The sequence below is a fragment of the Rhodopseudomonas palustris HaA2 genome (genome assembly GCF_000013365.1).
GTDB classification, from domain to species: Bacteria; Pseudomonadota; Alphaproteobacteria; order Rhizobiales; family Xanthobacteraceae; genus Rhodopseudomonas; species Rhodopseudomonas palustris_J.
Genome location: NC_007778.1, coordinates 2,277,085 through 2,302,730 on the forward strand (window position 1 = coordinate 2,277,085; position 25,646 = coordinate 2,302,730).

The 25,646-nt window shown below is 66.9% G+C and carries 20 protein-coding genes; 9 read left to right on the forward strand and 11 right to left on the reverse strand.

Annotated features, from left to right (window positions below):
• Positions 1 to 38: 38 nt before the first annotated feature.
• The 5 genes from ftsZ to ligA all read left to right on the forward strand — a co-directional run bounded on the left by ftsZ (position 39) and on the right by ligA (position 8,484).
• Entirely contained in the window at positions 39 to 1,832 is a 1,794-nt protein-coding gene (gene ftsZ, locus RPB_RS10080) for a cell division protein FtsZ (RefSeq protein ID WP_011440900.1), read from the forward strand.
• A 346-nt stretch (positions 1,833 to 2,178) separates the two neighbouring features.
• Positions 2,179 to 3,141: a UDP-3-O-acyl-N-acetylglucosamine deacetylase gene (gene lpxC / locus RPB_RS10085; protein ID WP_011440901.1), complete on the forward strand. Its 963-nt coding sequence runs from the start codon at positions 2,179 to 2,181 to the stop codon at positions 3,139 to 3,141.
• 270 nt (positions 3,142 to 3,411) lie between these two features.
• Positions 3,412 to 4,317 (forward strand): outer membrane protein assembly factor BamD, encoded by a 906-nt coding sequence (locus RPB_RS10090; protein WP_011440902.1) that lies wholly within the window; start codon positions 3,412 to 3,414, stop codon positions 4,315 to 4,317.
• Between the two features lie 12 nt (positions 4,318 to 4,329).
• Positions 4,330 to 6,015 (forward strand): DNA repair protein RecN, encoded by a 1,686-nt coding sequence (gene recN / locus RPB_RS10095; RefSeq protein ID WP_011440903.1) that lies wholly within the window; start codon positions 4,330 to 4,332, stop codon positions 6,013 to 6,015.
• A 324-nt stretch (positions 6,016 to 6,339) separates the two neighbouring features.
• Complete coding sequence (ligA, locus tag RPB_RS10100; protein WP_011440904.1) at positions 6,340 to 8,484, forward strand: NAD-dependent DNA ligase LigA; 2,145 nt, start codon at positions 6,340 to 6,342, stop codon at positions 8,482 to 8,484.
• A 278-nt stretch (positions 8,485 to 8,762) separates the two neighbouring features.
• Here the strand turns inward: ligA and RPB_RS10105 are convergent, their stop codons facing one another.
• On the reverse strand, positions 8,763 to 10,052 hold the full coding sequence (locus tag RPB_RS10105; protein WP_011440905.1) for a multidrug effflux MFS transporter: 1,290 nt from the start codon (positions 10,050 to 10,052) through the stop codon (positions 8,763 to 8,765).
• A gap of 291 nt (positions 10,053 to 10,343) precedes the next feature.
• Positions 10,344 to 12,173: an aminopeptidase P family protein gene (locus tag RPB_RS10110; protein WP_011440906.1), complete on the reverse strand. Its 1,830-nt coding sequence runs from the start codon at positions 12,171 to 12,173 to the stop codon at positions 10,344 to 10,346.
• A 146-nt stretch (positions 12,174 to 12,319) separates the two neighbouring features.
• On the opposite strand from RPB_RS10110, the gene RPB_RS10115 reads away from it, so the two are divergent.
• Positions 12,320 to 12,553, forward strand: coding sequence for a hypothetical protein (locus RPB_RS10115; protein WP_433993729.1), 234 nt, complete (start codon positions 12,320 to 12,322; stop codon positions 12,551 to 12,553).
• Positions 12,554 to 12,573: 20 nt separating this feature from the next.
• On the opposite strand, the gene RPB_RS10120 is transcribed toward RPB_RS10115, so the two are convergent.
• Positions 12,574 to 13,464 carry a 50S ribosomal protein L11 methyltransferase gene (locus RPB_RS10120; protein ID WP_011440908.1) on the reverse strand — a complete coding sequence of 297 codons (891 nt, stop codon included), beginning with the start codon at positions 13,462 to 13,464 and terminating at the stop codon, positions 12,574 to 12,576.
• A gap of 364 nt (positions 13,465 to 13,828) precedes the next feature.
• Between RPB_RS10120 and RPB_RS10125 the strand changes: the two genes are divergently transcribed.
• Positions 13,829 to 14,140: a hypothetical protein gene (locus tag RPB_RS10125; RefSeq protein WP_011440909.1), complete on the forward strand. Its 312-nt coding sequence runs from the start codon at positions 13,829 to 13,831 to the stop codon at positions 14,138 to 14,140.
• A gap of 156 nt (positions 14,141 to 14,296) precedes the next feature.
• Here RPB_RS10125 and RPB_RS10130 read toward each other — a convergent pair whose 3' ends face one another.
• A complete protein-coding gene (locus RPB_RS10130; protein WP_041798178.1) occupies positions 14,297 to 15,907 on the reverse strand; it encodes a phytoene desaturase family protein in 1,611 nt (536 codons plus the stop codon).
• Between the two features lie 360 nt (positions 15,908 to 16,267).
• Between RPB_RS10130 and RPB_RS10135 the strand changes: the two genes are divergently transcribed.
• On the forward strand, positions 16,268 to 18,550 hold the full coding sequence (locus RPB_RS10135) for a spermidine synthase (protein ID WP_011440911.1): 2,283 nt from the start codon (positions 16,268 to 16,270) through the stop codon (positions 18,548 to 18,550).
• Positions 18,551 to 18,587: 37 nt separating this feature from the next.
• On the opposite strand, the gene RPB_RS10140 is transcribed toward RPB_RS10135, so the two are convergent.
• Positions 18,588 to 19,349, reverse strand: a complete 762-nt coding sequence (locus tag RPB_RS10140; RefSeq protein ID WP_011440912.1) for a L,D-transpeptidase — start codon at positions 19,347 to 19,349, stop codon at positions 18,588 to 18,590.
• A gap of 266 nt (positions 19,350 to 19,615) precedes the next feature.
• On the opposite strand from RPB_RS10140, the gene RPB_RS10145 reads away from it, so the two are divergent.
• Positions 19,616 to 19,957, forward strand: a complete 342-nt coding sequence (locus tag RPB_RS10145; RefSeq protein ID WP_041798180.1) for a hypothetical protein — start codon at positions 19,616 to 19,618, stop codon at positions 19,955 to 19,957.
• A gap of 79 nt (positions 19,958 to 20,036) precedes the next feature.
• Here RPB_RS10145 and RPB_RS10150 read toward each other — a convergent pair whose 3' ends face one another.
• The 6 genes from RPB_RS10150 to RPB_RS10170 form a co-directional block, all read right to left on the reverse strand.
• Positions 20,037 to 20,798: an ABC transporter permease gene (locus tag RPB_RS10150; RefSeq protein ID WP_011440914.1), complete on the reverse strand. Its 762-nt coding sequence runs from the start codon at positions 20,796 to 20,798 to the stop codon at positions 20,037 to 20,039.
• A gap of 2 nt (positions 20,799 to 20,800) precedes the next feature.
• A complete protein-coding gene (locus tag RPB_RS10155) occupies positions 20,801 to 21,721 on the reverse strand; it encodes an ABC transporter ATP-binding protein (protein ID WP_011440915.1) in 921 nt (306 codons plus the stop codon).
• Positions 21,722 to 21,861: 140 nt separating this feature from the next.
• Positions 21,862 to 22,152 carry a type II toxin-antitoxin system HicB family antitoxin gene (locus tag RPB_RS10160; RefSeq protein ID WP_011440916.1) on the reverse strand — a complete coding sequence of 97 codons (291 nt, stop codon included), beginning with the start codon at positions 22,150 to 22,152 and terminating at the stop codon, positions 21,862 to 21,864.
• A gap of 8 nt (positions 22,153 to 22,160) precedes the next feature.
• Complete coding sequence (locus RPB_RS24090) at positions 22,161 to 22,355, reverse strand: type II toxin-antitoxin system HicA family toxin (protein WP_011440917.1); 195 nt, start codon at positions 22,353 to 22,355, stop codon at positions 22,161 to 22,163.
• A gap of 135 nt (positions 22,356 to 22,490) precedes the next feature.
• Entirely contained in the window at positions 22,491 to 22,784 is a 294-nt protein-coding gene (locus RPB_RS10165) for a type II toxin-antitoxin system HicB family antitoxin (protein WP_011440918.1), read from the reverse strand.
• An 8-nt stretch (positions 22,785 to 22,792) separates the two neighbouring features.
• Complete coding sequence (locus RPB_RS10170) at positions 22,793 to 25,330, reverse strand: ATP-dependent helicase (protein ID WP_011440919.1); 2,538 nt, start codon at positions 25,328 to 25,330, stop codon at positions 22,793 to 22,795.
• Positions 25,331 to 25,646 lie beyond the last annotated feature (316 nt).

Genomic DNA, 25,646 nt, shown 5'->3' on the forward strand with positions numbered 1-25,646 from the left:
ACTTCACGAACCAACGCTCGCGTAATCGAGAGGCAACCATGACGATCAATCTCAACGTTCCCGACATTCGCGAGCTGCGGCCCCGGATCACCGTGTTCGGAGTCGGCGGCGCCGGCGGCAATGCGGTCAACAACATGATCACCGCCGGGCTGGATGGCGTCGACTTCGTCGTCGCCAACACCGACGCGCAGGCGCTGACGATGTCGAAGGCGCAGCGGCTGATCCAGATGGGCACCCAGGTGACCCAGGGTCTCGGCGCCGGCTCGCAGCCCGATGTCGGCTCCGCCGCGGCGCAGGAAGTCATCGACGAGATTCGCGATCACCTCACCGGCGCCAACATGGTGTTCGTCACCGCCGGCATGGGCGGCGGCACCGGCACCGGCGCGGCGCCGGTGATCGCCAAGGCCGCCCGCGAGATGGGTATCCTCACCGTCGGCGTGGTCACCAAGCCGTTCCACTTCGAGGGCGCCCGCCGGATGCGGACCGCCGAGTCCGGCATCACCGAACTGCACAAGGTGGTCGACACTCTCCTGATCATCCCGAACCAGAACCTGTTCCGCGTCGCCAACGAGAAGACCACCTTCGCCGACGCCTTCGCGATGGCCGACCAGGTGCTGTATTCGGGCGTCGCCTGCATCACCGACCTGATGGTGAAAGAAGGCCTGATCAACCTCGACTTCGCCGACGTCCGCGCGGTGATGCGCGAGATGGGCAAGGCGATGATGGGCACCGGCGAAGCCTCCGGCGAGAAGCGCGCGTTGACCGCCGCCGAAGCCGCGATCGCCAATCCGCTGATCGACGACTCGTCGATGAAGGGTGCGCGCGGCCTGCTGATCTCGATCACCGGCGGCAAGGACCTGACGCTGTTCGAAGTCGACGAAGCCGCCACCCGCATCCGCGAGGAGGTCGATCAGGACGCCAATATCATCGTCGGCGCCACCTTCGACGAGAGCCTCGACGGCATCATTCGCGTCTCGGTCGTGGCCACCGGCATCGAGCAGGCGCAGTTGTCGCGGAACGCAGCCGCGGCCGGCGCGGCTGCCAATGCTGCGCCGGCTGACAGCCGTCTGGCTGAACTGACCGCCAAGCTGCGCGCCGACAATCTGCGCATCGCGGAAGCCGCCGCCGCCCGCGCGGCGCAGGCTGCCGCTGCGCCGGCTCCGGCCGCCGCTGCCCCGGTGGCCCGCGCCGCCAATGTCGAGCGTGCGGCGCTCGCCGCGATCGCTGCCGCCGTCAGTAACGAGCAGATGCCGGCTCAGGACGTCGCTCAGGCGCCGGTGCAGTCCGCGTCCTATGGCGACGTCACCGTCCGTCCGATCCCGCAGAAGCCGTCGCTGTTCCCCGACGTCGAGCCGACGCGCGCGACGCACGAGGAGCCCGAGACTCCGGACGCCTTCATTCCGCAGCAGCCCGACCGGGCCGCTCTGCGCGCGCCGCGGATGCCGCGGTTCGACGAATTGCCGGTGCCCGCCCAGAACGAGATCCGTCAGGCCGCCCGCAGCGAGTTCGACGACGAGCCGCAGAAGACCCGGCTGTCGCTGCTGCAGCGTCTCGCCAACGGCCTCAGCCGTCGCGAAGACGAAGCCGAGCCCGCGGCTCCGGCGCGCGGCGTCGCCGCGCCCGCAATGCCGCAGATGCCGCCCCTGCCGGAACGCCGCCCGCAGCGCAGCGTCGCCGAGCAAATGGGCGGCCCGGACCCGGTGTCGGAATACGCCAAACGCCCGGCGCCGCAGGGCCTCGACATCCATGGGCGGCCCGCACCTGTTGCGCCCCTGCCACAGGGGGACGACCATCTGGATATCCCCGCCTTCCTGCGGCGGCAGGCGAACTGATCCGATGCCTCATTTCTGACGATGACAAGACCCCGGAAGCTAGCTTCCGGGGTCTTTGTTTGACACGCTGCGGAGCTCGTAGATATCCAGTAAGTCTATGTTTCCATTTGCTAAATGGGTTTTCTGCAGAAGCGGGAACGATTGCGATGGCGCCACGATTGAGTCCGAATTCGAGGAGCCGGCGGCGGTAATGCGGCGGAGTTGGGGTAACAATTCGTAAAAAAGCGTGAGTTGGCGCTCTTTGAGGCAGTGCTATGGTTTCTTGGACTTGGGGACACACGGTCGAGTCGCCTGGACGTTATGTCCGGGAAACGACGGACTGGTGGTCATTGGTGGGCACTAGCGCATGAAATTCAGCCGGCAGACAACGCTGCGATCGCAAGCCACGGTCACTGGCGTCGGTGTCCACTCCGGTCGTCCGGCCACGCTCTCCATCGGACCCGCCTCCATCGACGCGGGTTATATTTTTGTCCGCAGCGGTCTCGACGGCGGTGACCGCGAAATCCAGGCCAATGCCAAATCGGTGGTCGCCACCGAACTCGCCACCGTGCTGGGCGATAGCGACGGCCCGCTGGTTTCGACGGCCGAGCACGTCCTTGCCGCGCTGCGCGGCATGGGCATCGACAATGCCACCATCGAAGTCGACGGCCCCGAAGTGCCGATCATGGACGGCAGCGCCGCGCCTTTCGTTGCCGCGATCGACCAGGCCGGCATCCGCGAGCAATCGGCGCCGCGCCGCTTCATCCAGGTTCTCAAGCCGGTCCGCGTGTCGCACGGCGACTCGTTCGGCGAGCTTCGCCCCTATACCGGTGGTTTCCGCGTCGAGGTCGACATCGACTTCGCCAATCCGGTCATCGGTCAGCAGAATTACAGCCTCGGCGTCGAGCCGGAAGCCTTCCGCCGCGAAATCGCCCGCGCCCGCACCTTCGGCTGCATGAGCGACGTCGCCCGGCTGTGGGAAATGGGCTACGCGCTCGGCGCGTCGTTCGAGAATTCGGTGGTGTTCGACGACGAGCGGCTGCTCAACGCCGAAGGCCTGCGCTATGCCGACGAATGCGCCCGCCACAAGCTGCTCGACGCGATCGGCGATCTGGCGCTGGCGGGTCTGCCGATTCTGGGCGCCTATCGCTCGATGCGGGGTGGCCACAAGCTCAACCATTCGGTGCTGACCGCGCTTCTGGCCGATCGCACCAACTTCCGAGTGATCGAAGCCGAGCCGGCGCGCCGCGCGGTGCGGGGCCACGCCGAAGCCGTCACCCGCCTGGCCGGCGGCATGGTCGCCCCGGCCTACGGTCCGGATATGTCCTGATCCGACGGGGCACGACATCGACCGCCTTCGCGACCACGACTGGCGGCCCGTCATCTCCATATCCCGCCGCTTTTCCCCGTCTGCCAGCCGCCGCCGCCCGATCGCCTTATTCCCGGCGAAATGCCTGCGTACCCGGTTGGTCCAGTAACCTTTTTCGGCTACACAGCCGGAGGTCGACTCCATGCTTCGGGGGCAGGTCGGTGGCTTTCGCCATGGCGGCCTGATCGGATGCCGGGGCGCACCGTTCTCCAGTATGTCAGGTTGGAATTGATGTCGGCACAGCGGCTCGGACTGCGAAACAGGCTGATCTTGCGCGGAAGCGATCGGTTTTGGCGCAGCCTTCCTTTGGTCGCCAGCCTGATGCTGCTGGCGCTGCCGCTCGGCGGCTGCGGCACCGGCGCGATCTGGGACAAGTTCCTGGCCAAGGACGAAGACAAGTTCAACGACGAGCCGGCTGACAAGCTCTACAATGAGGGCTTGTACCTGATGAACAAGGAAAAGGACCTCAAGGGCGCGTCGAAGAAATTCGAGGAAGTCGACCGGCAGCATCCTTATTCCGACTGGGCGCGCAAATCGCTGCTGATGTCGGCCTATTCGTTCTATCAGGCCGGCGACTACGACAGCTGCATCGGCTCCGCCACCCGCTACGTGACGCTGCACCCCGGCAGCCCGGATGCGGCCTATGCGCAATATCTGATCGCCGCGTCGCATTACGACCAGATCCCGGACATCTCTCGCGACCAGGGCCGCACCGAGAAGGCGATCGCCGCGCTCGAGGAAGTCATCCGCAAATATCCGACCTCCGAATACGCCAACCAGGCCAAGCAGAAGCTGGAAGGCGCCCGCGACCAGCTCGCCGGCAAGGAGATGGACGTCGGCCGCTTCTACATGGAGAAGCGCGATTACGCCGCGGCGATCAACCGCTTCAAGACCGTGGTGACGCGCTATCAGACCACCCGCCACGTCGAGGAAGCGCTGGCGCGTCTGACCGAGGCCTATATGGCGATCGGCATCGTCGGCGAGGCGCAGACCGCCGCCGCCGTGCTTGGCCACAACTTTCCTGACAGCCGCTGGTACAAAGACGCCTATACTCTTGTAAAGTCCGGTGGACTCGAACCCACCGAGAACAAGGGCTCCTGGATCAGCAAGTCCTTCAAAAAGCTCGGTCTCGGATAGGACCATTTCCTCATGCTTTCGCGCCTGTCGATCCGCGATATCGTGTTGATCGAGCGGCTCGATATCGAGTTCTCCCGTGGCCTCGCCGTGCTCACCGGCGAGACCGGGGCGGGCAAATCGATCCTGCTCGATGCGTTTGCGCTGGCGCTCGGCGGCCGCGGCGATGCCGCGCTGGTCCGCCACGGCGCCGAACACGGCCAGGTCACCGCGACCTTCGACCTCGCCAAAGGCCATCCCGCCTTCGGCATTCTGTCCGCCAACGGGCTCGACGACCGTGAGATCGAGGATTCCGGTGAGCTGATCCTGCGCCGGATCCAGCTCGCCGACGGCCGCACCCGCGCGTTCATCAACGACCAGTCGGTCAGCGTGCAGACCCTGAAATCGGTCGGCGCCACGCTGGTCGAGATCCACGGCCAGCACGACGAGCGCGCGCTGGTCGACGCCGCCACCCATCGGCGGCTGCTCGATGCCTTCGCCGGGCTGGAGAAGGACGTCGCCGCGCTGGAGACGCTGTGGGAGGGTCGCCGCAGCGCCCGCGCCGCGCTCGACGCCCACCGCGCCGGGATGGAGCGGGCCGCGCGCGAGGCGGATTATCTGCGCCACGCCTCCGACGAATTGAAGAAGCTGGCGCCGCAGGACGGCGAGGAGACCGTGCTGGCCGAGCGCCGCTCCGTGATGATGCAGGGCGAGAAGATCGCCTCCGATCTGCGCGAGGCGCAGGACGCGGTCGGCGGCCATCATTCGCCGGTGGCGGCGCTGGCCGCCGCGGTGCGCCGGCTGGAGCGTCGCGCCGGCTCCGCGCCGCAACTGGTCGAGCCCGCGGTGCGGGCGATCGACGCCGCCATCAATGCGCTGGAGGAAGCCGACCAGCATCTCAACGCCGCACTCGCCGCCGCCGATTTCGACCCGCTCGAACTGGAGCGGATCGAGGAGCGGCTGTTTGCTTTACGCGCGGCAGCGCGGAAGTATTCGACGCCGGTCGATGGGCTCGCCGCACTCGCTACGCAATACGCCGCCGACGTGGCGCTGATCGACGCCGGCGCCGACCGGCTGAAGGCGCTGGAGAAGGCCGCCGGCGACGCCGATGCGCGCTACGGCGCCGCCGCGGCGAAGCTCTCCGCATCGCGCAGCAAGGCCGCCGACAAGCTCAACAAGGCGGTCAATGGCGAACTCGCGCCGCTCAAGCTCGAGCGCGCCAAATTCATGACCCAGGTCGAGGCCGATCCGGCGACGCCGGGGCCGCAGGGCATCGACCGCGTCGAATTCTGGGTGCAGACCAACCCCGGCACGCGGCCCGGCCCGATGATGAAGGTCGCCTCCGGCGGCGAGCTGTCACGCTTCCTGCTGGCGCTGAAAGTGGTGCTGTCGGACAAGGGCTCGGCGCCGACGCTGGTGTTCGACGAGATCGACACCGGGGTCGGCGGCGCGGTCGCCGATGCGATCGGCGGGCGCTTGGCGCGGCTCGCCACCAAGGTGCAGGTGATGGCCGTGACCCACGCCCCGCAAGTCGCCGCCCGCGCCGACCAGCATCTGCTGATTTCCAAAGCCGCGCTCGACAAGGGCAAACGCGTCGCCACCCGCGTCGCCGCCCTGGAACAGGACCACCGCCGCGAAGAAATCGCGAGGATGCTGGCGGGCGCCGAGATCACCGCCGAGGCAAGGGCGGCGGCGGACCGGCTGATCAAGGCGGCGGGGTGATCTCATCCTCGCTCCGCGCGGGGCAGGGTGATCGCATCTGAAAGTTCGCGCTCGCGACGTGCATCACCCTCCCCTGGAGGGGGAGGGTCGCTCGCGTCAGCGAGCGGGGTGGGGTGGCGAAGAGTTCATCCGCCGTGCCGCGGCTCACCCCACCCCGTCACGCATCCCGCTACGCGGGCTGCGTGCCGACCCTCCCCCTCGAAGGGGAGGGTGAAGCGAGCCCGGTGCAATAGCTTCGAATTCCATGCGATTGCCCTGCCGCGCGCGGGGAGTGGTGAGCCAGCCCCGCTTTCATCACCAGGTCCTTCATTGTATCCATTGCGCATGACAAAAGCGCCGAAGCCCGCCCCCGACATCGCCACCCTCACCAAAGCGAAAGCCAAGGTGGAGGCGATGCGGTTGCGGCTCGAGATCGAGCGGCACAACAGCGCGTACTACCAGCACGACGCGCCGACGGTTTCGGACGCGGAGTACGATGCGCTGCGGCGCAGGCTGGAGGCGATCGAGGCGAAATTCCCCGAGCTCGTCAGCGCGTCGTCGCCGACACAGACGGTGGGCGCGGCGCCGGCGCGTGGTTTCGCCAAGGTGCAGCACGCGGTGCCGATGCTGTCGCTCGGCAACGCCTTTGCCGACGACGAGGTCACGGAATTCGTCGAGCGCGTGCAGCGTTTCCTCCGGCTCGATGCGGTGCCGTCGATCGTCGCCGAGCCGAAGATCGACGGGCTGTCGCTGTCGCTGCGTTACGAGCACGGCGAATTGATGCGCGCGGCGACGCGGGGCGACGGCTTCACCGGCGAGGACGTCACCGCCAACGTCCGCACTATCGCGGATATTCCGACCACGCTGAAGGCGAAGACGATCCCCGCCGCCTGCGAGCTGCGCGGCGAAGTCTACATGCTGAAGCAGGATTTCCTCGCGCTCAACAAGCGGCAGGAGGAGGCCGGCGACACCGTGTTCGCCAATCCGCGCAATTCCGCCGCCGGCTCGCTGCGGCAGAAGGATGTTGCGATCACCGCGTCGCGGCCGCTGAAATTCTTCGCCTATGCGTGGGGCGAGATGAGCGACTACCCGATGGACGAGCCGACCCAGTTCAAGATGCTCGGCTGGCTGAAACAGGCCGGCTTCGTCGTCAATCCCGAGATCACGCTGTGTACCAGCGTCGACGACGCGCTCGCATTCTATCGCCGGATCGGCGAGCAGCGCGCGGCGCTGCCCTACGACATCGACGGCGTGGTCTACAAGGTCGATCGGCTCGACTATCAGGAACGCCTCGGCTTCGTCTCGCGCAGTCCGCGCTGGGCGATCGCGCACAAATTCGCCGCCGAGCAGGCGACCACGGTGCTGGAGAAGATCGACATCCAGGTCGGCCGTACCGGCGCGCTCACTCCGGTGGCACGATTGCAGCCGGTGACGGTGGGTGGCGTGGTGGTGCAGAACGCGACGCTGCACAACGAGGACTACATCAAGGGTCTCGGCAATGACGGCTCGCCGCTGCGCGACGGCGTCGACATCCGCGAGGGCGACACCGTGGTGGTGCAGCGCGCCGGCGACGTGATTCCGCAGATCGTCAGCGTCGTGCTCGACAAGCGGCCGGCCGACGCGACGCCCTATCACTTCCCGCACAAATGCCCGGTGTGCGGCAGCCACGCGGCGCGCGAGGAGGGCGAGGCGGTGTGGCGTTGCACCGGCGCGCTGATCTGTCCGGCGCAGGCGGTGGAGCGGCTGAAGCATTTCGTCTCGCGGCTGGCCTTCGACATCGACGGGCTCGGCGAGAAGCAGATCGTGCTGTTCCACGAACGCGGATGGGTGAAGGAACCCGCCGACATCTTCACGCTGCAGGCGCGCAACGCCGCGCTGAAGCTCGAAGATATCGAAGGCTATGGCGAGACCTCGGTGCGCAATCTGTTCGCGGCGATCGACGCGCGGCGCACCATCGAGCTGCATCGCTTGATCTTCGCGCTCGGCATCCGCCATGTCGGCGAGGGCAATGCGAAGCTGCTGGCGCGGCACTACGGCACGCTGGATGCCTTCCTGGCGGCGATGCGCGCCGCCGCGGAAGGGCAGACTGAGGAAGGCAATACGTCGGAGGCGTATCAGGATCTCGACAATATCGCCGGCATCGGCGAGGTCGTCGCTGCCGCTGTGGTCGAGTTCTTCGCCGAGCCGCGCAACGTCGCGGCGCTCGATGCGCTGCTGGCCGAACTGAAGGACGTGCTGCCGGCCGAGCAGGCGCGGCGCGACACCGCCGTCGCCGGCAAGACCGTGGTGTTCACCGGATCGCTGACGAAATTCACCCGCGACGAAGCCAAGGCGGCGGCGGAGCGACTGGGCGCCAAGGTCGCCGGCTCGGTGTCGAAGAAGACCGACTACGTCGTCGCCGGCGCGGACGCCGGATCGAAGCTCACCAAGGCGAAAGACCTCGGCGTCGCGGTGTTGACCGAGGACGAGTGGCTGGCGCTGATCTCTTGACGCGTCATTCCGGGGCGCGAGCGCAGCTCGAGAACCCGGAATTCCGAGGTGCTCTGCCGATCGAGATTCCGGGTTCGCTCACTTCGTGAGCGCCCCGGAATGACCCGGGGAGGGGCGTGCCTGGCCAGTCCGGACGTCATCCTGAGGCGCCGCCGCGGAGCGGCGGCCTCGAAGGATGGGCCGCTTGCGCGCGTCGCCGCATCCTTCGAGGCGCGCCGAGGAGGGCGCGCACCTCAGGATGACGATGCTGTGCGTGAAACGGCGCAGGCAGGCCGCCCTCACATCACCGGCGGCTCTTCGCCTTCTGCCTTCTCGATCAGCTCTTCGCTCGCGATGAGGTTGCTGCGTGGCACCAGGAAGATCATCGAGGCGGCGCAGGCCAGCGCGAGGGCGGCGACGGCGATGTTGAGCGGCAGCGGCGTGGCGAAATGGCCGCCGAGATACGCGCCGAACTGCGAGCACAGCGCGCCGATCCCGAATTGGGTGAAGCCCATCAGCCCGGAAGCGGTGCCGGCCACCTGCGGCCTTATGCTGATCGCGCCGGCGGTTGCATTGGCCATCACGAAGGCGTTGCCGAACATGATGATCATGTGGGTGGCGAACAGCCAGCTCGGCACCTGATTCCAGCCGAGCACGCCCCACGCCAGATTCAGCGCCGCGCCGCCGATCTGCATCGCCAGTCCGAACCAGATCAGTTTGTCGAGCGAATAGCGCGGCGCGAACCGCACGCAGAACAGATTGCCGAGCAGATAGGCGAAGCCGGAGCTGGCGAACCAGGCGCCGTATTCGGCCGAACTGCGGCCCATCTGCGTCACCACGACGTACGGCCCGCCGCCGGCGAAGGTGAAGATGATCGCCGAGGCCAGCACCTGGCAAAGCACATAGCCGATGAAGGCGCGGCTCCTGAACAGGCCGCCGACATCGCCGCGGAAGCCGCCCGGTGCGGCGGGACCGAGGCGGCGGCGCGTCTCGGGCAGCGCCAGCGCGATCGTCGCCGTGACGGCGATCGCGCCCGCCGTGACGACGTAGAAGATCGCGCGCCAGCCGAGCGCGGTTTCGATCACGCCGCCGAACAGCGGGCTCAGCATCTGCGCGATCATCATCACGGCGATGACGAGACTGAGCATGCCGCCGACGCGGTCGCGGCTGTACAGATCGCGGATGATGGCGCGGCTGATCACCATGCCGGAAGCGCCGCCGAGCGCCTGCAGGAACCGCGCGGCGATCAGTTGCGGCAGGGTCTCGGCGAAGATGCAGCCGACGCTGGCGGCGACCATCAGCGTCAAGCCGCCGAGCAGCACCGGGCGGCGGCCAAACCGGTCCGACAGCGGGCCCATGATCAGTTGCGAGCACGCCAGCCCGACCATGTAGAGCGACACCGTCATCTGCGCGACCGAGATGTCGCCGCCGAGATCGCTGGCGAGCACCGGCAGCGCCGGCACGAAGATGTACAGCGCGATCGGCGCCGCGCCGTTCATCAGCACCAGCAGGAGCAGCAGCAGTTTCGACGGCGGCCGGTCGATCCGGCCGGGGTCGATCGCGAAGGTTCTACCGGTCTTGCCGTGCATGCGGGGGCGGTTCCGACCGGTCAGCAAATGACGATGTGCGGTGTGCACTCGACTGTAACGTGCCGCGGGATCACTAACAGGCCGTTTTCGGCATAAGGCCATGCGGGGAGCGGGAGGGGTGCGAGACTTCTGGCACAGGCAGTCATTCCGGGGCGCGCGCCACCGTCCTCTCGTTCGTCATTCCGGGGCGCGCGAAGCGCGAACCCGGAATCTCTCTTCGCAACAACCTCTGGATTCCGGGTCTGCGCGCCGGCCGGCGCGCATCCCGGAATGACGGTGACATTACGGCGATCAGCGCTCCAGCGGCGCGGTCGCGGAGTCGAGCCAGGCTTGGGTCGGGCCGTCGAGATGCGGCCTCACTTCGGCGCGGACGCGGGCGTGGTAGGCGTTCAGCCAGGCCAGTTCCTTCCGGCTCAGCATGTCCGTGTCGATCAACCGGCGATCGATCGGCGCCAGCGTCAGCGTCTCGAATCCGTTCATCGGCTTCTCGGCGCCTTCAACCAACTTCTCAACAACCAGTTCGAGATTCTCGATCCGGATGCCGAAGCCGTCGGCCTTGTAGTAGCCGGGCTCGTTGGACAGGATCATGCCGCGCTTCAAGGGCGTTGTGCCGAGCTTGGAGATCCGCGCCGGGCCTTCGTGCACCGACAAATAGCTGCCGACGCCGTGGCCGGTGCCGTGCTCGAAATCGATCCCGGCCTGCCACAGGAACTGCCGCGCCAGTGTGTCGAGCTGTGCGCCGGTGGTGCCGTCGGGAAATACCGCGCGGGCGATGGCGATATGGCCGCGCAGCACCCGGGTGAAGCGGTCGCACATCTCGGCGGTCGGCTCGCCGATCGCGATGGTGCGGGTGACGTCGGTAGTGCCGTCCTGATATTGCGCGCCGGAATCGATCAGCAGCAGGTCGCCGGGCTGGATGCGGCGGTTGCTCTTGCGGGTGACGCGATAATGCACGATCGCGCCGTTCGGGCCGGTGCCGGAGATGGTGGGGAAGGAGACGTCCTTGAGCGCGCCCGTGTCGCGGCGGAAGCTCTCCAGCGCCTCGACGGCGTCGATCTCGGTCAGCGATCCGTTCGGCGCCTCGCGATCGATGAAGGCGAGGAAGCGCGCCAGCGCCACGGCGTCGCGGCGATGCGCGGTCTTGGTGCCTTCGATCTCGGTGGCGTTCTTGACGGCCTTCAGTAGCGCGACCGGATCGGCGCCGCGCAGCGGCTTGCCGCCGGCATCCCTGACCAGCCGGGTCAGCGCATCGGCGGCGGTGGCGCTGTCGAGCGCGATCGACGCGCCCGAGCCGGCCAGCGCCTGCAGCGTGGGCGCCAGCTCCGCGGGCTCGGCGACCTGGGCAGTCTGTTCGAGATGGTCGCGCGCCGCGTTCGACAGCTTGCGGCCGTCGATGAAGATGGTCGGGCGGCCGTCCTTCGGCACAACCGCGTAGGACAGCGGCAGCGGCGTATGCGACACGTCGGCGCCGCGGATGTTGAAGGTCCAGGCCACCGCGTGCGAGTCCGACAGCACCAGCGCGTCGGCCTTCAGCCGTGTCAGCTCGCCCCGGATGCGCTCGAGCTTGGCCGCCTCGCTCTCGCCGGAGAATTCGAGCCCGTGGATGCTGACCTGGCCCAGCGGCGGCGCGGGTCGTTCGGTCCACACCCCATCCACCGGATTGCTCTCGACCGCGACCAGCTCCGCGCTGGCCTTGGCGCAGGCCGCCTGCATCCGTTCGACTGCCGAAGAAGTGTGCAGCCACGGATCAAATCCGAGGCGGTCGCCGTCTTTCAGATGCGCTTCCAGCCAGCGCTCCGGCGGCGGTTCCACCAGCGACTCGATCGTCCAGGCCTTGCCGTCGACCTGCTGGGCGGCCTGCAGCGTGTAGCGGCCATCGACGAACAATGCGGCCCGATGCACCAGCACCACGGCCATGCCGGCCGAGCCGGTGAAGCCGGTGAGCCAGGCCAGCCGCTCGTCGCAGGCCGGCACGTATTCGTTTTGCTGCTGATCGGCGCGTGGAATCACAAAGCCGGTGAGCTGGCGCCGGACCATCTCCTCGCGAAACGCCGCGAGCCGCGCAGTGAGGGCAACGCCGCTTTCCGGCTCCTCGAACGTCTGGAAATGCGCTTCGAACATCGCTGCTGGTCCTCATGGTCCGCGAACGCGCCGGCCGCCCGCGAAAAGCTTTGCTTATGGCACGAGTTATGCTTGATTTATCAGGCCTGCAAGCGACAGGCGAGGGTGCGTCGGCATTCTGATAACGCGTCCGGGAGAACCCGGGAGTGTCTCAACTCAACGATGAGGGGATACACATGGCTGCTTTTTCCTTCGAGAAGATTTCTCCGCCTGCTCGTCCGAATCCACATCCGAACCCATCGGCGACCGGCGATCCCTCCGAAAAGAAGCAGCGCGGCGTCATCACTCAAATGCTGGATCGGCTGGCCGAGGCGCGCGGCAAGCGCGCGGTGCCGAAGGACGGCGTCTATGTCCGCTTCCCCAAGCCGCCCGGGAAGTAGTCCTCAGAACGTCTTCGCCATCAGAACGTCTTGGCCAGCAGCAGGCTGCTCCAGCCCTCGATCACGATCTGCCGGAGCAGCACGCAGCCGCGCGCGCGATAGGCCGCGATCACGCTCTGCGCCTGCGGCTGCAGCAGGCCGGACAGGATCACCAGCGCCGACGGCGCCAGATGCTCGGACATCGGCTGCGCCAGCGCGCGCAGCGGGTTGGCCAGAATATTCGCCAGCACCAGGTCGAACGGCGCATGGGCGGCGAAGGCCGGCGAGGCGAAGCCGGTGGCCCATTCGGCGTGCACCAGATTGCCGACGCCGTTGAGTCGCGCGTTCTCCCTGGCGACGGCGACCGACTGCCGGTCGATGTCGGTCGCCAGCACCGGCTGGCGCAGCGCCTTGGCGGCAGCGATCGCCAGCACGCCGGTGCCGGTGCCGAGGTCGAGCACGCTGCGCGGCGGGCCGGCGCGCAGCACCAGATCGAGCAGCGTCAGGCAGCCGCGGGTGGTGCCGTGATGGCCGGTGCCGAAGGCCAGCGCCGCCTCGATCTCGATACCGAGCTTGTTCGGCGGGATGCGGGCGCGGTCATGGCTGCCATGGACGATGAAGCGGCCGGCCGGGACGGGGACCAGCCCTTCGAGGCTGGCCGCCACCCAGTCCTTGGCCGCGATGGTCTCGACCGTCATGGCGGCCGAAGCGGCGTCGCCTGCCACCTGCGCGACCAGCGCGCGGATGCCGTCGAGATCCGGCCCCTCGCCGAAATGCAGGCTGACCTCCCAGGCGCGATCCGGGCGCTCGAACGCCGCGATCGCCAGTTCGCCCTCGCCCAGTCTCTCGCCGAGCAGATCGGTCATCCGGCGCGCGGTGGCCTCGTCGCCGATCACGAAGCTGGCGCGGGTGGTGGGGGCGGGATCAGGCATGGCAGGTCCGATGGTTGGCAGGGGAGCGTCGTTGATGTGATGGACAACCCAATGTCCCCAGTTTCTGCGCCCGAAAGGCAGGGTTTGTCCACGACTTACCCACAGGGTTGAAGATGCCGCTTGCGGTAGCTTGGGAGTGGTCACCGAGGATTTGGCCGTTAAATTGAGATACGGCTGGTAACCAAAAAGCCATATTTGTGTCCCAAGGGACACAGAGTGGGGATCGGCCTGACGATTCCTGCTTTAAGAACCCCCGGAGGAGTGGTGCGGACTGGGCCAATGACGTGCCCGTGTCCATGACTGCTGGATTGAGCATCGGCGCCCCCTCCGCGCTCGGCAAGAGCGCAACCCAACGTGAGGGCGAATGATCAATACCGGCGAAGTAGTTTCATTTTCGAAGTCGACCCGCAGCGGCGGCATCTACGCGGTCGTTGCGGTGTGCCTAGCCGGCTCCTTTGCCGGTACGGTCGAAGCGGTCGCGGAACAGCAACCGTCGTACCAGCCGCTGTCCTTGCAGCAGCAGCAGTCCTTTGCACCGCCCGCGACCACCGTCGATTGCGCCACCGTCCGCTACAATGTCGCCGAACACGGCAAAGCCAAGTCGATCGCCTGGGCGGTCAAGAACGGCTATTCCTGGGCCCAGATCAACCAGGCGCGGCGGTGTCTGAAGGGTTGAGGGCGCGAACTGCCCGTTCCCGAGCCGCGGATTGAGGCCCTCGTTCGCGGCAGCCATCCACAGCTTGTCCCCGCGATTGAAACTGCGCTTCAACAGATTCGCGCACAGCTTTAACCACGACTTTTCCACAGCCTATCCACAGGCTTACGCACAGCTTTATCCACGCTTTGTGAACAGGCTGCGGTGATCGTTGAGGATCGCGGCTGCGGCGTTGTGGCCGGGGGCGCCGGTGACCCCGCCGCCGGGATGGGCGCCGCTACCGCAGTGGTAGAGGCCCTTCAGCGGCCCGCGGTAGTCGGCATGGCCGAGCATCGGCCGGGCCGAGAACAGCTGGTTCAGGCTCAGCGCGCCGTGAAAAATGTCGCCGCCGAGCAGGCCGAAATCGCGCTCGAGATCGAGCGGCGACAGGATCTGGCGGCCGAGCACGCTGGCGGCGAAGCCGGGGGCGTAGCGGTCGACGGTGGCGATCATTAGATCGGCGACCTCGTCGCGGCGGTCGTCCCAGGACACGCCACCGGGCAGTTGCGGCGCGACGTGCTGGCAGAACAGGCTGGCGACGTGCCGGCCGGGCGGGGCCAGGGATTCGTCCAGCGTCGATGGGATCAGCATCTCGACCACCGGCTCGCGGCTCCAGCCGTGCGCGCGTGCGTCGCTCCAGGCGCGGTCCATGTAATCGAGGCCGGGGGCGATGATGATGCCGGCGGTGAGATGGTCGCCGGTGCCGGGCAGCGCCGTGAACGAGGGCAGGCCGGCCAACGCGACATTCATGCGGAAGGTGCCGGAGCCGTTCTTCCACGCGGTCATGCGGCGGTGGACATCCCCCGGCAGCGCATCCTTCGGTAGCAGCCTGGTGTAGAGCAGCTTCGGATTGACGTTGGCGGCGACGTATTTCGCCCGCAGGCCGCGGCCGTCGTCGAGCGTGACGCCGACCACCCGGTCCTTCTCGACCAGCACCTCGCGGACGCCGGCCGAGGTTTCGATCTCGGCACCGGCGGCGCGGGCTGCGGCGGCCATGGCTTGCGAAATCGCCCCCATCCCGCCGACCGCATGGCCCCAGACGCCCTTCCTGCCGTTCACCTCGCCGAAGGCGTGGTGCAGCATGACGTAGGCGGAGCCGGCGGCGTAGGGGCTGGCGTAATTGCCGACGATGGCGTCGAAGCCGAACAGCGCCTTGACCAGATCGTGCTCGAACCGCGCGTCGAGCATCTCACCGGCCGAGCAGGTGAACAGATCGAGCAGCAGCCGCTGCTGCTCCAGCGTCAGCGCGCGCAGCCGGTTGGCGGCGCCGAGCGCGGCGAGGCCCTCGCGAACGGCGCCGACGCCGAAGCGCTCGACCAGATTGGGCGGCGCCCGCAGCACGAAATGCCGCAGCACGTCGGCGATGGTCTCCAACTCGGCGGTGAAACCGTCGATCTTGCCGGCGTCGGGCTTGCTGAGATGCGCCACCGATCTGGCAGTGTATTTGGCCCCGGTCAGCAGATATTTGCCGTTCGGGTCGGGCAGGAAGTTCTGCGCCCGGCGCTCGACGATGCGCAGCCCGTGCTCGGCGAGCTTCAGGTCGGCGATCACCTTGGGGTTGAGCAGGCTGACGGTGTAGGCCGCGACCGAATTGCGGAAGCCGGGATGAAATTCCTGAGTCACCGCGGCGCCGCCGACCACGCTGCGGCGCTCGACGACCTTCACCGTCAGCCCGGCCTGCGCCAGATAGGCGGCGCAGGTGAGGCCGTTGTGACCGGCGCCGATGATCAGCACGTCGGAATCGGACATGGCTGTTCCAGGAGGGGCGGGCGGCGGCTCCTGCGCCGCGGCGGCCACACGGAGTCCACACTCCGTCATCAGGGATGGAATATCAAAGACCGGCCGATCGGCACAAGGGCCGCGCCCAGCCATGGTCCACGGGCCGCTCAGCAGCCATGGTCCACGGGCTGCTCCGCAGCCATGGCACCATGGTCTGCTCCGCAGCCACGGCACAACGTCGCGGTGGCGTGATCCGAGTGGATGGCGGCCTCCGGTTCTGCGATGGTCGGCGGCGGCGTCGCATCGGGCCCGCTTGCCGGGGGCGTTCGCGTCGCCGTGACGTCCAATGTTCTGCGCCGGCATCGCCGGATCATCCAGGCTGGAGACCGTATGACCGAGTCGATGCCGCCCGTTGCGGCTCACAATTCCGAAGCGCGCAATCGGGTGATCCTGATCGTCTACACCGCCGCGATCTTCACCAGCGCGCTGCTGCTGTTCTCGGTCCAGCCACTGTTCACCAAGATGGTGCTGCCGCGGCTCGGCGGCTCGCCGGCGGTGTGGTCGGTGGCGATGGTGTTCTTCCAGTCGCTGCTGCTGGGCGGCTACGCCTATGCGCATTACATCAGCCGCTTCGGCCATCGCGCCGTTCCGGTCGCGATCCATCTGGTGCTGCTGGTCGCGGCCCTGCTGACGCTGCCGCTGTCGATCGCGGCCGGGTGGGGCGATCCGCCGGCGAGCGGCTATGCGTTCTGGCTGCTCGGGCTGTTCGCGGTGTCGATCGGCCTGCCGTTCTTCGCGCTCGCGGCCAATAATCCGCTGCTGCAGGCGTGGTTCGTGCGCACCGGCCATCCCAACGGGCCGGACCCGTATTTCCTCTACGCCTCGTCGAATATCGGCAGCTTCCTCGCACTGTTGTCATATCCGGTGCTGCTCGAGCCGGCGCTGACGCTGCGCGCGCAGAACATCGTCTGGACCGGCGGATACGGCCTCCTGATCCTGTTGATCGCCGGCTGCGGCTATCTGCTGCTGCGCTCGCCGCAGATGGACATCAACGCCAGCACCGGCGCGGACGATGCGGGCGCGGTCGCGCCGTCGTGGATGATGCGGGCACGCTGGGTGTTCCTCGCCGCGGTGCCGTCCGGCCTGCTGATCGCCGTGACCGCCCACATCTCGACCGATGTCGCGGCGGCGCCGTTGTTGTGGGTACTGCCGCTGTCGCTGTATCTGCTGACCTGGGTGCTGGTGTTCCAGTCGCGGCCATTGCTGCCGCACAAATGGATGCTGGCGGCGCAACCGCTGGCGATCGCGGTGATCGCGGTGCTGCTCGCCTACACCGGCACGCCCAATCTCTTGGTCGTGCTCGGCGGCCATCTGCTGTCGTTCTTCATCATCGCAATGGCCTGCCATGGCGAACTGGCGCGGACGCGGCCGGATGCGCGCCATCTCACCGGCTTCTATGTCGCGCTGTCGTTCGGCGGCATGGTCGGCGGCCTGTTCGCGGGGCTGGTGGCGCCCTACAGTTTTTCCTGGATCGCCGAATATCCGATCCTGCTGGCGCTGGCGGTGCTGTGCCGGCCGCAGGCCTCCGAGCGCGTTCCGGCCTGGACGCGGTGGTACTGGGCGTTTCTCGCCGCGCTCGCGGTGGTGCTGATCGCGCCGGCGTTCAGCTCCGGCCGCGTGTTCGAATGGCTCAGCATCAACCGCGTGCTGCTGGTCGGCGATGTGGCGGCGGTGGCGGTGTTGGCGGCGCTGGCGCTGCGCGCCAACCGCTGGAAGGTGTTCGCCACCGTGGTGCTGGCGTTGACGCTGACGCGGCTGTATCCGGCGGACGACGGCCGGGTCGAGACGGTGCGCAGCTTCTTCGGCGTCCACAAGATCCAGGTGACGCCGAACGGCCAGTATCACGTGCTGCTGCACGGCACGACGATCCACGGCGCCGAGAAGATGCTGAACGACGACGGCACGCCGGTCACTGGCCGGCCCGAGCCGATCACCTATTACGACAAGGACGGCGGTATCGGTCGCGGGATCGCCGCGATGCGCGCCCGCAAAGCCGGGCCGCTCCGGGTCGCCGTGATCGGGCTCGGGGCGGGATCGCTCACCTGCGCTGCGCAGCCCGGCGAAAGCTGGCGCTTCTTCGAGATCGACCAGTCGATGGTCGATACCGCGCGCGACCCGAAATATTTCACCTATGTCAGCAAATGCGCCCCAGACCTCGATCCGGTGATGGGCGATGCACGCCTGACCTTCGCCGGCGAGCCCGCCGGCGGCTACGATCTGATCATCGTCGATGCCTATTCATCAGATGCGATCCCGATCCATCTCGCCACCCGGGAGGCGATGGCGATCTACAAATCGAAGCTGGCGCCGCAGGGCGCGGTCTTGATGCACGTCTCCAACCGGCATCTCGAACTCTCGAGCGTCGTGGTCGGCATCGCCGCCGCCAACGGCCTGAAGAGCTGGACCTATGGCGACGATCCGGAGCGCGATGCCGAGTACATCTTCGCCACCTCGGTGGTGATCTCGGCGCGCGAACCTGAAGATGTCGGTGTGATCGCGTCCTCGCCGGACTGGAAACTGACGACGCCGCGCCCGCATCAGCGGGTGTGGACCGACGACTATTCCAACGTCCTCGGCGCCGTGTGGCGCCGGCTGCGGGAAGGCGACGAGTAGACGAGGAGCTGACCGACACAGCGCGCGTCACATCGGCTCAATACGCCGAGTAGCCGCCGTAATAGCCGCGCGGCTGGTAGTAGCGCTGCGGTTGATAGACCTGGGCCGCGTAGGCGTCTTCATCCGAGTGCTGATACTGCGGCTGGGCGTAGCCGCGGCGATAGCCGGGAGGAGCCGGGTAGCGGCGGCTGTCGCTGCCGTCGGCCGGATAGATGTAGCCGTCGTCCACGACCTGCGGCGCGACCACACGTGGCTGCGCGCGCGGCGCCAGTTCGACCGGCTCGCCGGCGCTGTCATAGACCGGCGCCGGAGCGCGGCGCGCCGCCGCGGTGGCCGTCCGGTTGGCCGGCTGCCGCGCCAGCGCCACGCGCGACGATCCGGTGAGGGTGACGGTGGTGTTGAGCACGCCGTCCTTCTCGACCAGCGCATAGAGCTTCGACGCGTTCTCGCGCGACAGTCGCACGCAGCCGTGCGACACCGGCACGCCGAGCTTGCCGGCGGCGTCGGTGCCGTGGATGGCGTGGCCGCGCTTGGTGAAGAAGATCGCGTGCGGCATCGGCGCATCGTCGAACTCCTTCGAATAATGATCGGGCTCCATCCGGAAGGTTTGGAACGATCCGTTCGGCGTTTCGTGCGACGGGTTTCCGGTCGAGACCGGCCAGCGATAGCGCTCGACGCCATCGACCGCGACGGTCATTTGCTGATTGTCCTTGTCGACGGTGATCGCGACTTTCGCCTGCGCGGTGCCGGCGGTCGCCAGCAGGATCAGGCCGGCGAGGGAAACGAGATACGAACGCATGCTTGACGGCCTCCTCGGCCCGATCCTTCGACTTCACGCCCCGTCCCCGACGGTAATATGCATAGTGGCCCGCGCAGTTTCCAGTGCCGGCCGCGCCGCAGGTCGAAAACCGTGGGCATCGTTAATTCGCCGCTGCGCCGGGCGGGGCCAAGACCGAGCTGCGGCAAAATCGGGGCTGGATGGAACCGAACCGGTCGCTGCGAGTTGATGTGCGGCAAGTCTGCTCCGACGATCGATCGGGGGACAATCCCGAAGGATTCACATCAATGAGAACGAAAACCAAGACGCTCGCCATTCGCGCCGACCAGTCGTCGCTGAAGGCGATGCTGGCCGCAGCCGCGCTGGCGCTGGCGCTGCTGGCGATCCCGACGATCGGCCATGCCCAGGGCATCGTCCGCGGCGCGCAGGAAGGCTCGCGCGAAGGCAATCGCGCGGCTGGGCCGGTGGGCGGTGTGGTCGGCGGCGCGATCGGCGCCGGCGTCGGCGGCGCGGTGGGTGCGGTCAACGGCGTGCTCGGTCTTCCGAACCGCGGCGTGCGCTATCATCGCGGCCATCGCTGCAAGGGCTACTACACCCGCAGCGGCAATTTCCGCTGCTATCGCCGCTGATCCGGCGAAGGTTTCCAAAGAAGGCGCGGCCGTTCGGGTCGCGCCTTTTTCTTTGTCCGATCGCTCGGCATCCGGACCATCAGGCCTTCAGCCGGTAGCCGGTCTTGAAGATCCACCACACCACGGCCATTCCGGCGAGTAGAAAGCCGCAGGTCGCGGCGACGCTGATGCCGATATCGACGTCGGAGATCTCGTAGAAGCTCCAGCGGAAGCCGGAGACGAGATAGACCACCGGGTTGAACAGCGCGATGGTCTGCCAGATCGGCGGCAGCATCGAGATCGAATAGAAGCTGCCGCCGAGAAACGTCAGCGGCGTGATGATCAACAGCGGCACGATCTGCAGTTTCTCGAAGCCGTCGGCCCAGATCCCGATGATGAAGCCGAGCAGGCTGAACGCCACCGAGGTCAGCACCAGAAAACTCAGCATCCACAGCGGATGCGCGATCTTCAGCGGCACGAACAGCCAGGCGGTGGCGAGGATGATCAGGCCGAGGATGATCGACTTGGTCGCCGCCGCGCCGACATAGCCGAGCGCGATTTCCAGGAACGACACCGGCGCCGACAGGATCTCGTAGATCGTGCCGGTGAATTTCGGGAAGTAGATGCCGAACGACGCGTTCGCCACGCTCTGCGTCAGCACGCTCAGCATGATCAGCCCGGGCACGATGAAGCTGCCATAGCTGACGCCCTCGATCTGATCGATCCGCGAGCCGATCGCCGCGCCGAACACGATGAAATACAGCGAGGTCGACAGCACCGGCGAGACGATGCTCTGCATCAGCGTCCGCCAGGTCCGCGCCATCTCGAACAGATAGATCGCCTTGATGGCCCGATGGTTCATGCTCACGCCCTCACCAGGCTGACGAAGATCTCTTCCAGCGACGACTGGCTGGTGTCGAGATCGTGGAAACGGATGCCGGCGGCGCGGATGTCGCCGAGCAGCGCGGTGATGCCGGTGTGCCCGGCGCGGGTGTCGTAGGTGTAGACCAGCTTGCGGCCGTCGTCGGCGAGCGCCAGATCGTAGGCCGCGAGCTGCGGCGGGATCGCGCCGAGCGGCTCGTCGAGATACAGTTCGAGCTGCTTCTTGCCGAGCTTCCGCATCAGCGCGGCCTTTTCCTCGACCAGGATGAGTTCGCCGTTGTTGATGACGCCGACGCGGTCGGCCATTTCCTCGGCTTCCTCGATGTAATGAGTGGTGAGAATAATGGTGACGCCGGTCGCCTTCAGCGCGCGCACCACCTCCCACATCCCCTTGCGCAATTCGACGTCGACTCCGGCGGTCGGCTCGTCGAGGAACAGGATCTGCGGCTCGTGGGACAGCGCTTTGGCGATCATCACCCGGCGCTTCATGCCGCCGGACAGCGTGATGATCTTGCTGTCCTTGCGGTCCCATAGCGACAGGTCGCGCAGCACCTTCTCGATATGGGCCGGGTTCTTCGCCTTGCCGAACAGGCCGCGGGAAAACGTCACCGTGTCCCAGACCGATTCGAACGCGTCGGTGTGCAGCTCCTGCGGCACCAGTCCGATCATCTCGCGCGCCGCGCGATAGCCCTCGACGATATCGTGGCCGTCGACGCTGACCTTGCCCTCGGTGGCATTGACGAGGCCGCAGATCGTGCCGATCAGCGTCGTCTTGCCGGCGCCGTTGGGCCCCAGCAGCGCGAAGATCTCGCCCCGCATGATGTCGAGGTCGATGCCGTTCAGCGCCTTGCGGCCGGTGCCATAGGTCTTGCTGAGATTGGAGATGGAAATGATCGGGGCCATGGGGCTCGCAGGCTGGGACGCTGAACAAGAGGCTGCGGGCACAGCCTGTCACGCGGGTCGGTTACATAAGGACGCAGGCGGGCGGGCGCAACCGACAGGTGGCGCCAAATGCGCCAGCAATCCCTGCGCCGCGGCGGCTCCTATTCGGCCGCGTGGGCGCGGGCGGGGTATTCGATCAGGGCGACGATGTAATTCCGGATGTCCTCGGCCGCTTCGGGATCGGCCTTCAACTCGGTCAGCGTGCGCGGCTTCGGCAGCGGTTTGCCCTCTTGCTCGACCTCTTCGAGATATAGCGCCAGCGCCTCGGGCGCATTGCGCAACGCCTCGTCGACATCATCGCCCGCCGAGACGCAGCCCGGCAGATCGGGAAACCAGACACCGACCGCGAATTCCGGTCCGGCTTCTTCGATGATGGCGATGTAGTGGGTCATGGCGAACCTCAATCGGGCTTCCAGCCTGCGCCCTTATAAATGGCACGAACAAGCCCCTTTCCCAAGTCCTTCTTGGGATGCGGCACAGTTACGATATCCTTGCGATCCGGATGCTTGAAAACGTGATGCGATCCGGTGATGCGGACGCAGGTCCAGCCTTCACGTTCAAGACGGCGGACAATGTCGCGGCTCGTTGCAAGCACGGGTCATCTCCTGTGATTCGATGACCTCCGAAGCTAAAGCCATGCAGAGCACGTCAACCGACGAATCCCCAAGAAAATTTTTGGCATCGCGCAAACCAAGCGGCTTTGTCGAAAGTGATATCCTCTCCGAAGCATCTATTCCGCCGCGTGGGCACGGGCGGGGTATTCGATCAGGGCGACGATTGCGTCCTTGCTGTCTTCGACGAAGGCGGGGTCTTTGCGCAACTCGTCGATCGTGCGTGGCGGATTGAACACGGTCGAGCCATCCGGGTTGGTCCAATCCTCGGCCGCGAAGACGAGCACCTCGGCGGCTTCTTCCTTCGCCTCTTCCAGCGTCTCGCCGGCGGTGACGACCCCGGGGATATCGGGAAACGACACGCTGTAGCTGCCGTCAGCGTCCTGGTGGATCAAGGCGACGTAGTGAACCATCGTGGCCTCTACACCCGCTGCACGAAACTATCGACCACCTTCTTTTCGCCGGCCTTGTCGAAGGCGATGGTGAGCTTGTTGCCGTCGATTTTCGTCACTTGGCCGTAGCCGAACTTTTGATGAAACACCCGGTCGCTGACGGTGAAGTCGGAGTCGGTGCCGGTGGATTTGGCGACCAGTTCGCCTTCGATGGTGAACGGGGCGCGGCGGGGGCTGGATGAGTAGGACGCGCCGCTTTCGCTGAAACCGCCGCCGCCGCTGCGGCCGCCGCCGTTTTTACGTTGCGCCTGGGCGCGCTGCCAGCCCGGCGTCGAGTAGCTGGAGCCGAACGATTCGACATTGTCGAAGCGCGACGGGCCGTAGCCGCTCATGCCGCCCCAGCCGGAGCCGCCTTTCGACTCGGTGATCTCGACATTGGCCTGCGGCAGTTCGTCGAGAAAGCGCGACGGGATCGTGGTGTTCCAGGTGCCGTGGATGCGGCGGTTGGTGGCGAAGTACAACTTCGCCCGGCGCCTCGCCCGCGTAATGCCGACATGGGCGAGGCGGCGTTCTTCTTCCAGCCCGGCGCGGCCCTGATCGTCGAGCGCGCGCTGATGTGGAAACAGGCCTTCCTCCCAGCCGGGCAGGAACACCGTCTCGAATTCCAGGCCCTTGGCGGAATGCAGCGTCATCACGCTGACGGCGTCCTCGTCGGCGGCGCCGTCGCGGTCCATCACCAGCGAGATGTGTTCGAGAAATCCTTGCAGGTTCTCGAACTCCTCCATCGAGCGGACGAGTTCCTTCAGGTTCTCCAGCCGGCCGGCGGCGTCGGCGGAGCGGTCCTTCTGCCACATCTCGGTGTAGCCGCTCTCGTCGAGCACGATCTCGGCGAGTTCGGTATGCGACAGCGCGTTGCGCTGCACCTGCCAGCGCTCGAAATTCTCGATCAGCCCGCGCAGCGAACTGCGCGCCTTCGGCTTCAGCTCGTCGGTCTCGACCACCAGCCGCGACGCTTCGAACAGCGGAATGCGGCGCTTGCGGGCGTGGTCGTGCAAGAGCTGCACGGTGGCGTCGCCGAGGCCGCGCTTCGGCACGTTGACGATGCGCTCGAAGGCGAGATCGTCGGCCGGCGAATTGATCACGCGCAGATACGCCAGCGCGTCGCGGATTTCGGCGCGCTCGTAGAACCGCGGACCGCCGATGACGCGATAGGGCAGGCCGAGGGTGACGAAGCGGTCTTCGAATTCGCGCATCTGGAACGAGGCGCGCACCAGGATGGCGATCTCGTTGAGCTTGTGGCCCTGGCGCTGCAGCTGCTCGATCTCCTCGCCGATGCCTCGGGCTTCTTCCTCGGAGTCCCACGCGCCGGTGACGGTGACCATCTCGCCGTCGACGTCCTCGGTGCGCAGCGTCTTGCCGAGCCGGCCTTCGTTATGGGCGATCAGATGCGAGGCGGCGGCGAGGATGTGGCCGGTCGAGCGATAATTGCGTTCGAGGCGAATGACCTTGGCGCCGGGGAAATCGTGGTCGAAGCGCAGGATGTTGTCGACCTCGGCACCGCGCCAGCCATAGATCGACTGATCGTCGTCGCCGACGCAGCAGATGTTTTTGGGGGGCGAGGAAGGCGCAGCGACATCGCCGCTTGTTCTGTCGTCATCACCGGGCCGACGCGAAGCGTCGCGACCCGGTGATCCATCTTCTTGAGAAATGATGGATTGCCGGGTCAAGCCCGGCAATGACGACGAGGAGGACGACGGCGCCTGCGACAGCAGCCGCAGCCAGAGATACTGCGCGACGTTCGTGTCCTGATACTCGTCGACCAGGATGAACTTGAAGCGGCTTTGATATTGCCGCAGCACGTCGGGGTGCTCGCGGAACAGCCTTATGTTCTCCAGCAGCAGATCGCCGAAATCGGCGGCGTTCAGCACTTTCAGCCGCTCCTGATAGGCGGCGTAGAGCTTGCCGCCGCGGCCGTTGCCGAAGCTCGCGGCTTCGCCGGCGGGCACCTGCGACGGCGTCAGGCCGCGGTTCTTCCAGCCGTCGATCAGCCCGGCCAGCATCCGCGCCGGCCAGCGCTTGTCGTCGATATTGTCGGCGGCGAGGAGCTGCTTCAGCAGCCTTATCTGGTCGTCGGTGTCGAGCACGGTGAAGTTCGAGGTGAGCTGCACCAGTTCGGCGTGATAGCGCAGGATGCGGCCGCCGATGGAATGGAAGGTGCCGAGCCACGGCATGCCCTCGACCGCCTGGCCGAGCATCTGCCCCAGCCGCAGCTTCATCTCGCGCGCGGCCTTGTTGGTGAAGGTCACCGACAGGATCTCGGCGGGGCGGGCGCGGCCGGTGGAGAGGATGTGGGCGATCCGCGTCGTCAGCACCCGGGTCTTGCCGGTGCCCGCGCCGGCCAGCACCAGCACCGGGCCGTCCAGCGTCTCGACCGCCTCGCGCTGCTCCGGATTGAGCCCCGACAGATAGGCCGGCGCCGCGGAGGCGCGCGCCCGCGCGGCGATGCCGCCGGCGGCGGGCTGATAGCCGGAGAGGTCGGGATTGGCGCGCTTGTTCGGTTCAGTCATGCGAATCGTCTTTGACCCACGTTGGCACCGCGGGCTTGCGATGGGGAGCCTTCATAGCAGGATTATCCGGCGATATGGGGTCTGCGAGCCCGAAACGACAGGTTGTCCCGCGCAAGGCGGCCCCGCAAACACAGGCGTCCACGAATTTTCGTTCCGCAAACACGCTGCAAATTATGGCCCTGCGCGCACGGAAACGCGCCGGAACTTTCGTTCCGGCGACGGATTGGTTCGCCAGACGGCGCGGCTGTTCGCTCGCCGAGCCAAGGTCCTCAGGGACGTCCCGCGCGGACAAGTCCCAAGCGAAACGGAGATGGTC

Coding starts and splice junctions, on each gene's coding strand:
- ftsZ (WP_011440900.1), top strand. CDS start 39: ATGACGATCAATCTCAACGTTCCCGACATTCGCGAGCTGCGGCCCCGG.
- lpxC (WP_011440901.1), top strand. CDS start 2,179: ATGAAATTCAGCCGGCAGACAACGCTGCGATCGCAAGCCACGGTCACT.
- RPB_RS10090 (WP_011440902.1), top strand. CDS start 3,412: ATGTCGGCACAGCGGCTCGGACTGCGAAACAGGCTGATCTTGCGCGGA.
- recN (WP_011440903.1), top strand. CDS start 4,330: ATGCTTTCGCGCCTGTCGATCCGCGATATCGTGTTGATCGAGCGGCTC.
- ligA (WP_011440904.1), top strand. CDS start 6,340: ATGACAAAAGCGCCGAAGCCCGCCCCCGACATCGCCACCCTCACCAAA.
- RPB_RS10105 (WP_011440905.1), bottom strand. CDS start 10,052: ATGCACGGCAAGACCGGTAGAACCTTCGCGATCGACCCCGGCCGGATC.
- RPB_RS10110 (WP_011440906.1), bottom strand. CDS start 12,173: ATGTTCGAAGCGCATTTCCAGACGTTCGAGGAGCCGGAAAGCGGCGTT.
- RPB_RS10120 (WP_011440908.1), bottom strand. CDS start 13,464: ATGCCTGATCCCGCCCCCACCACCCGCGCCAGCTTCGTGATCGGCGAC.
- RPB_RS10125 (WP_011440909.1), top strand. CDS start 13,829: ATGATCAATACCGGCGAAGTAGTTTCATTTTCGAAGTCGACCCGCAGC.
- RPB_RS10130 (WP_041798178.1), bottom strand. CDS start 15,907: ATGTCCGATTCCGACGTGCTGATCATCGGCGCCGGTCACAACGGCCTC.
- RPB_RS10135 (WP_011440911.1), top strand. CDS start 16,268: ATGACCGAGTCGATGCCGCCCGTTGCGGCTCACAATTCCGAAGCGCGC.
- RPB_RS10140 (WP_011440912.1), bottom strand. CDS start 19,349: ATGCGTTCGTATCTCGTTTCCCTCGCCGGCCTGATCCTGCTGGCGACC.
- RPB_RS10145 (WP_041798180.1), top strand. CDS start 19,616: ATGAGAACGAAAACCAAGACGCTCGCCATTCGCGCCGACCAGTCGTCG.
- RPB_RS10150 (WP_011440914.1), bottom strand. CDS start 20,798: ATGAACCATCGGGCCATCAAGGCGATCTATCTGTTCGAGATGGCGCGG.
- RPB_RS10155 (WP_011440915.1), bottom strand. CDS start 21,721: ATGGCCCCGATCATTTCCATCTCCAATCTCAGCAAGACCTATGGCACC.
- RPB_RS10160 (WP_011440916.1), bottom strand. CDS start 22,152: ATGACCCACTACATCGCCATCATCGAAGAAGCCGGACCGGAATTCGCG.
- RPB_RS10165 (WP_011440918.1), bottom strand. CDS start 22,784: ATGGTTCACTACGTCGCCTTGATCCACCAGGACGCTGACGGCAGCTAC.
- RPB_RS10170 (WP_011440919.1), bottom strand. CDS start 25,330: ATGACTGAACCGAACAAGCGCGCCAATCCCGACCTCTCCGGCTATCAG.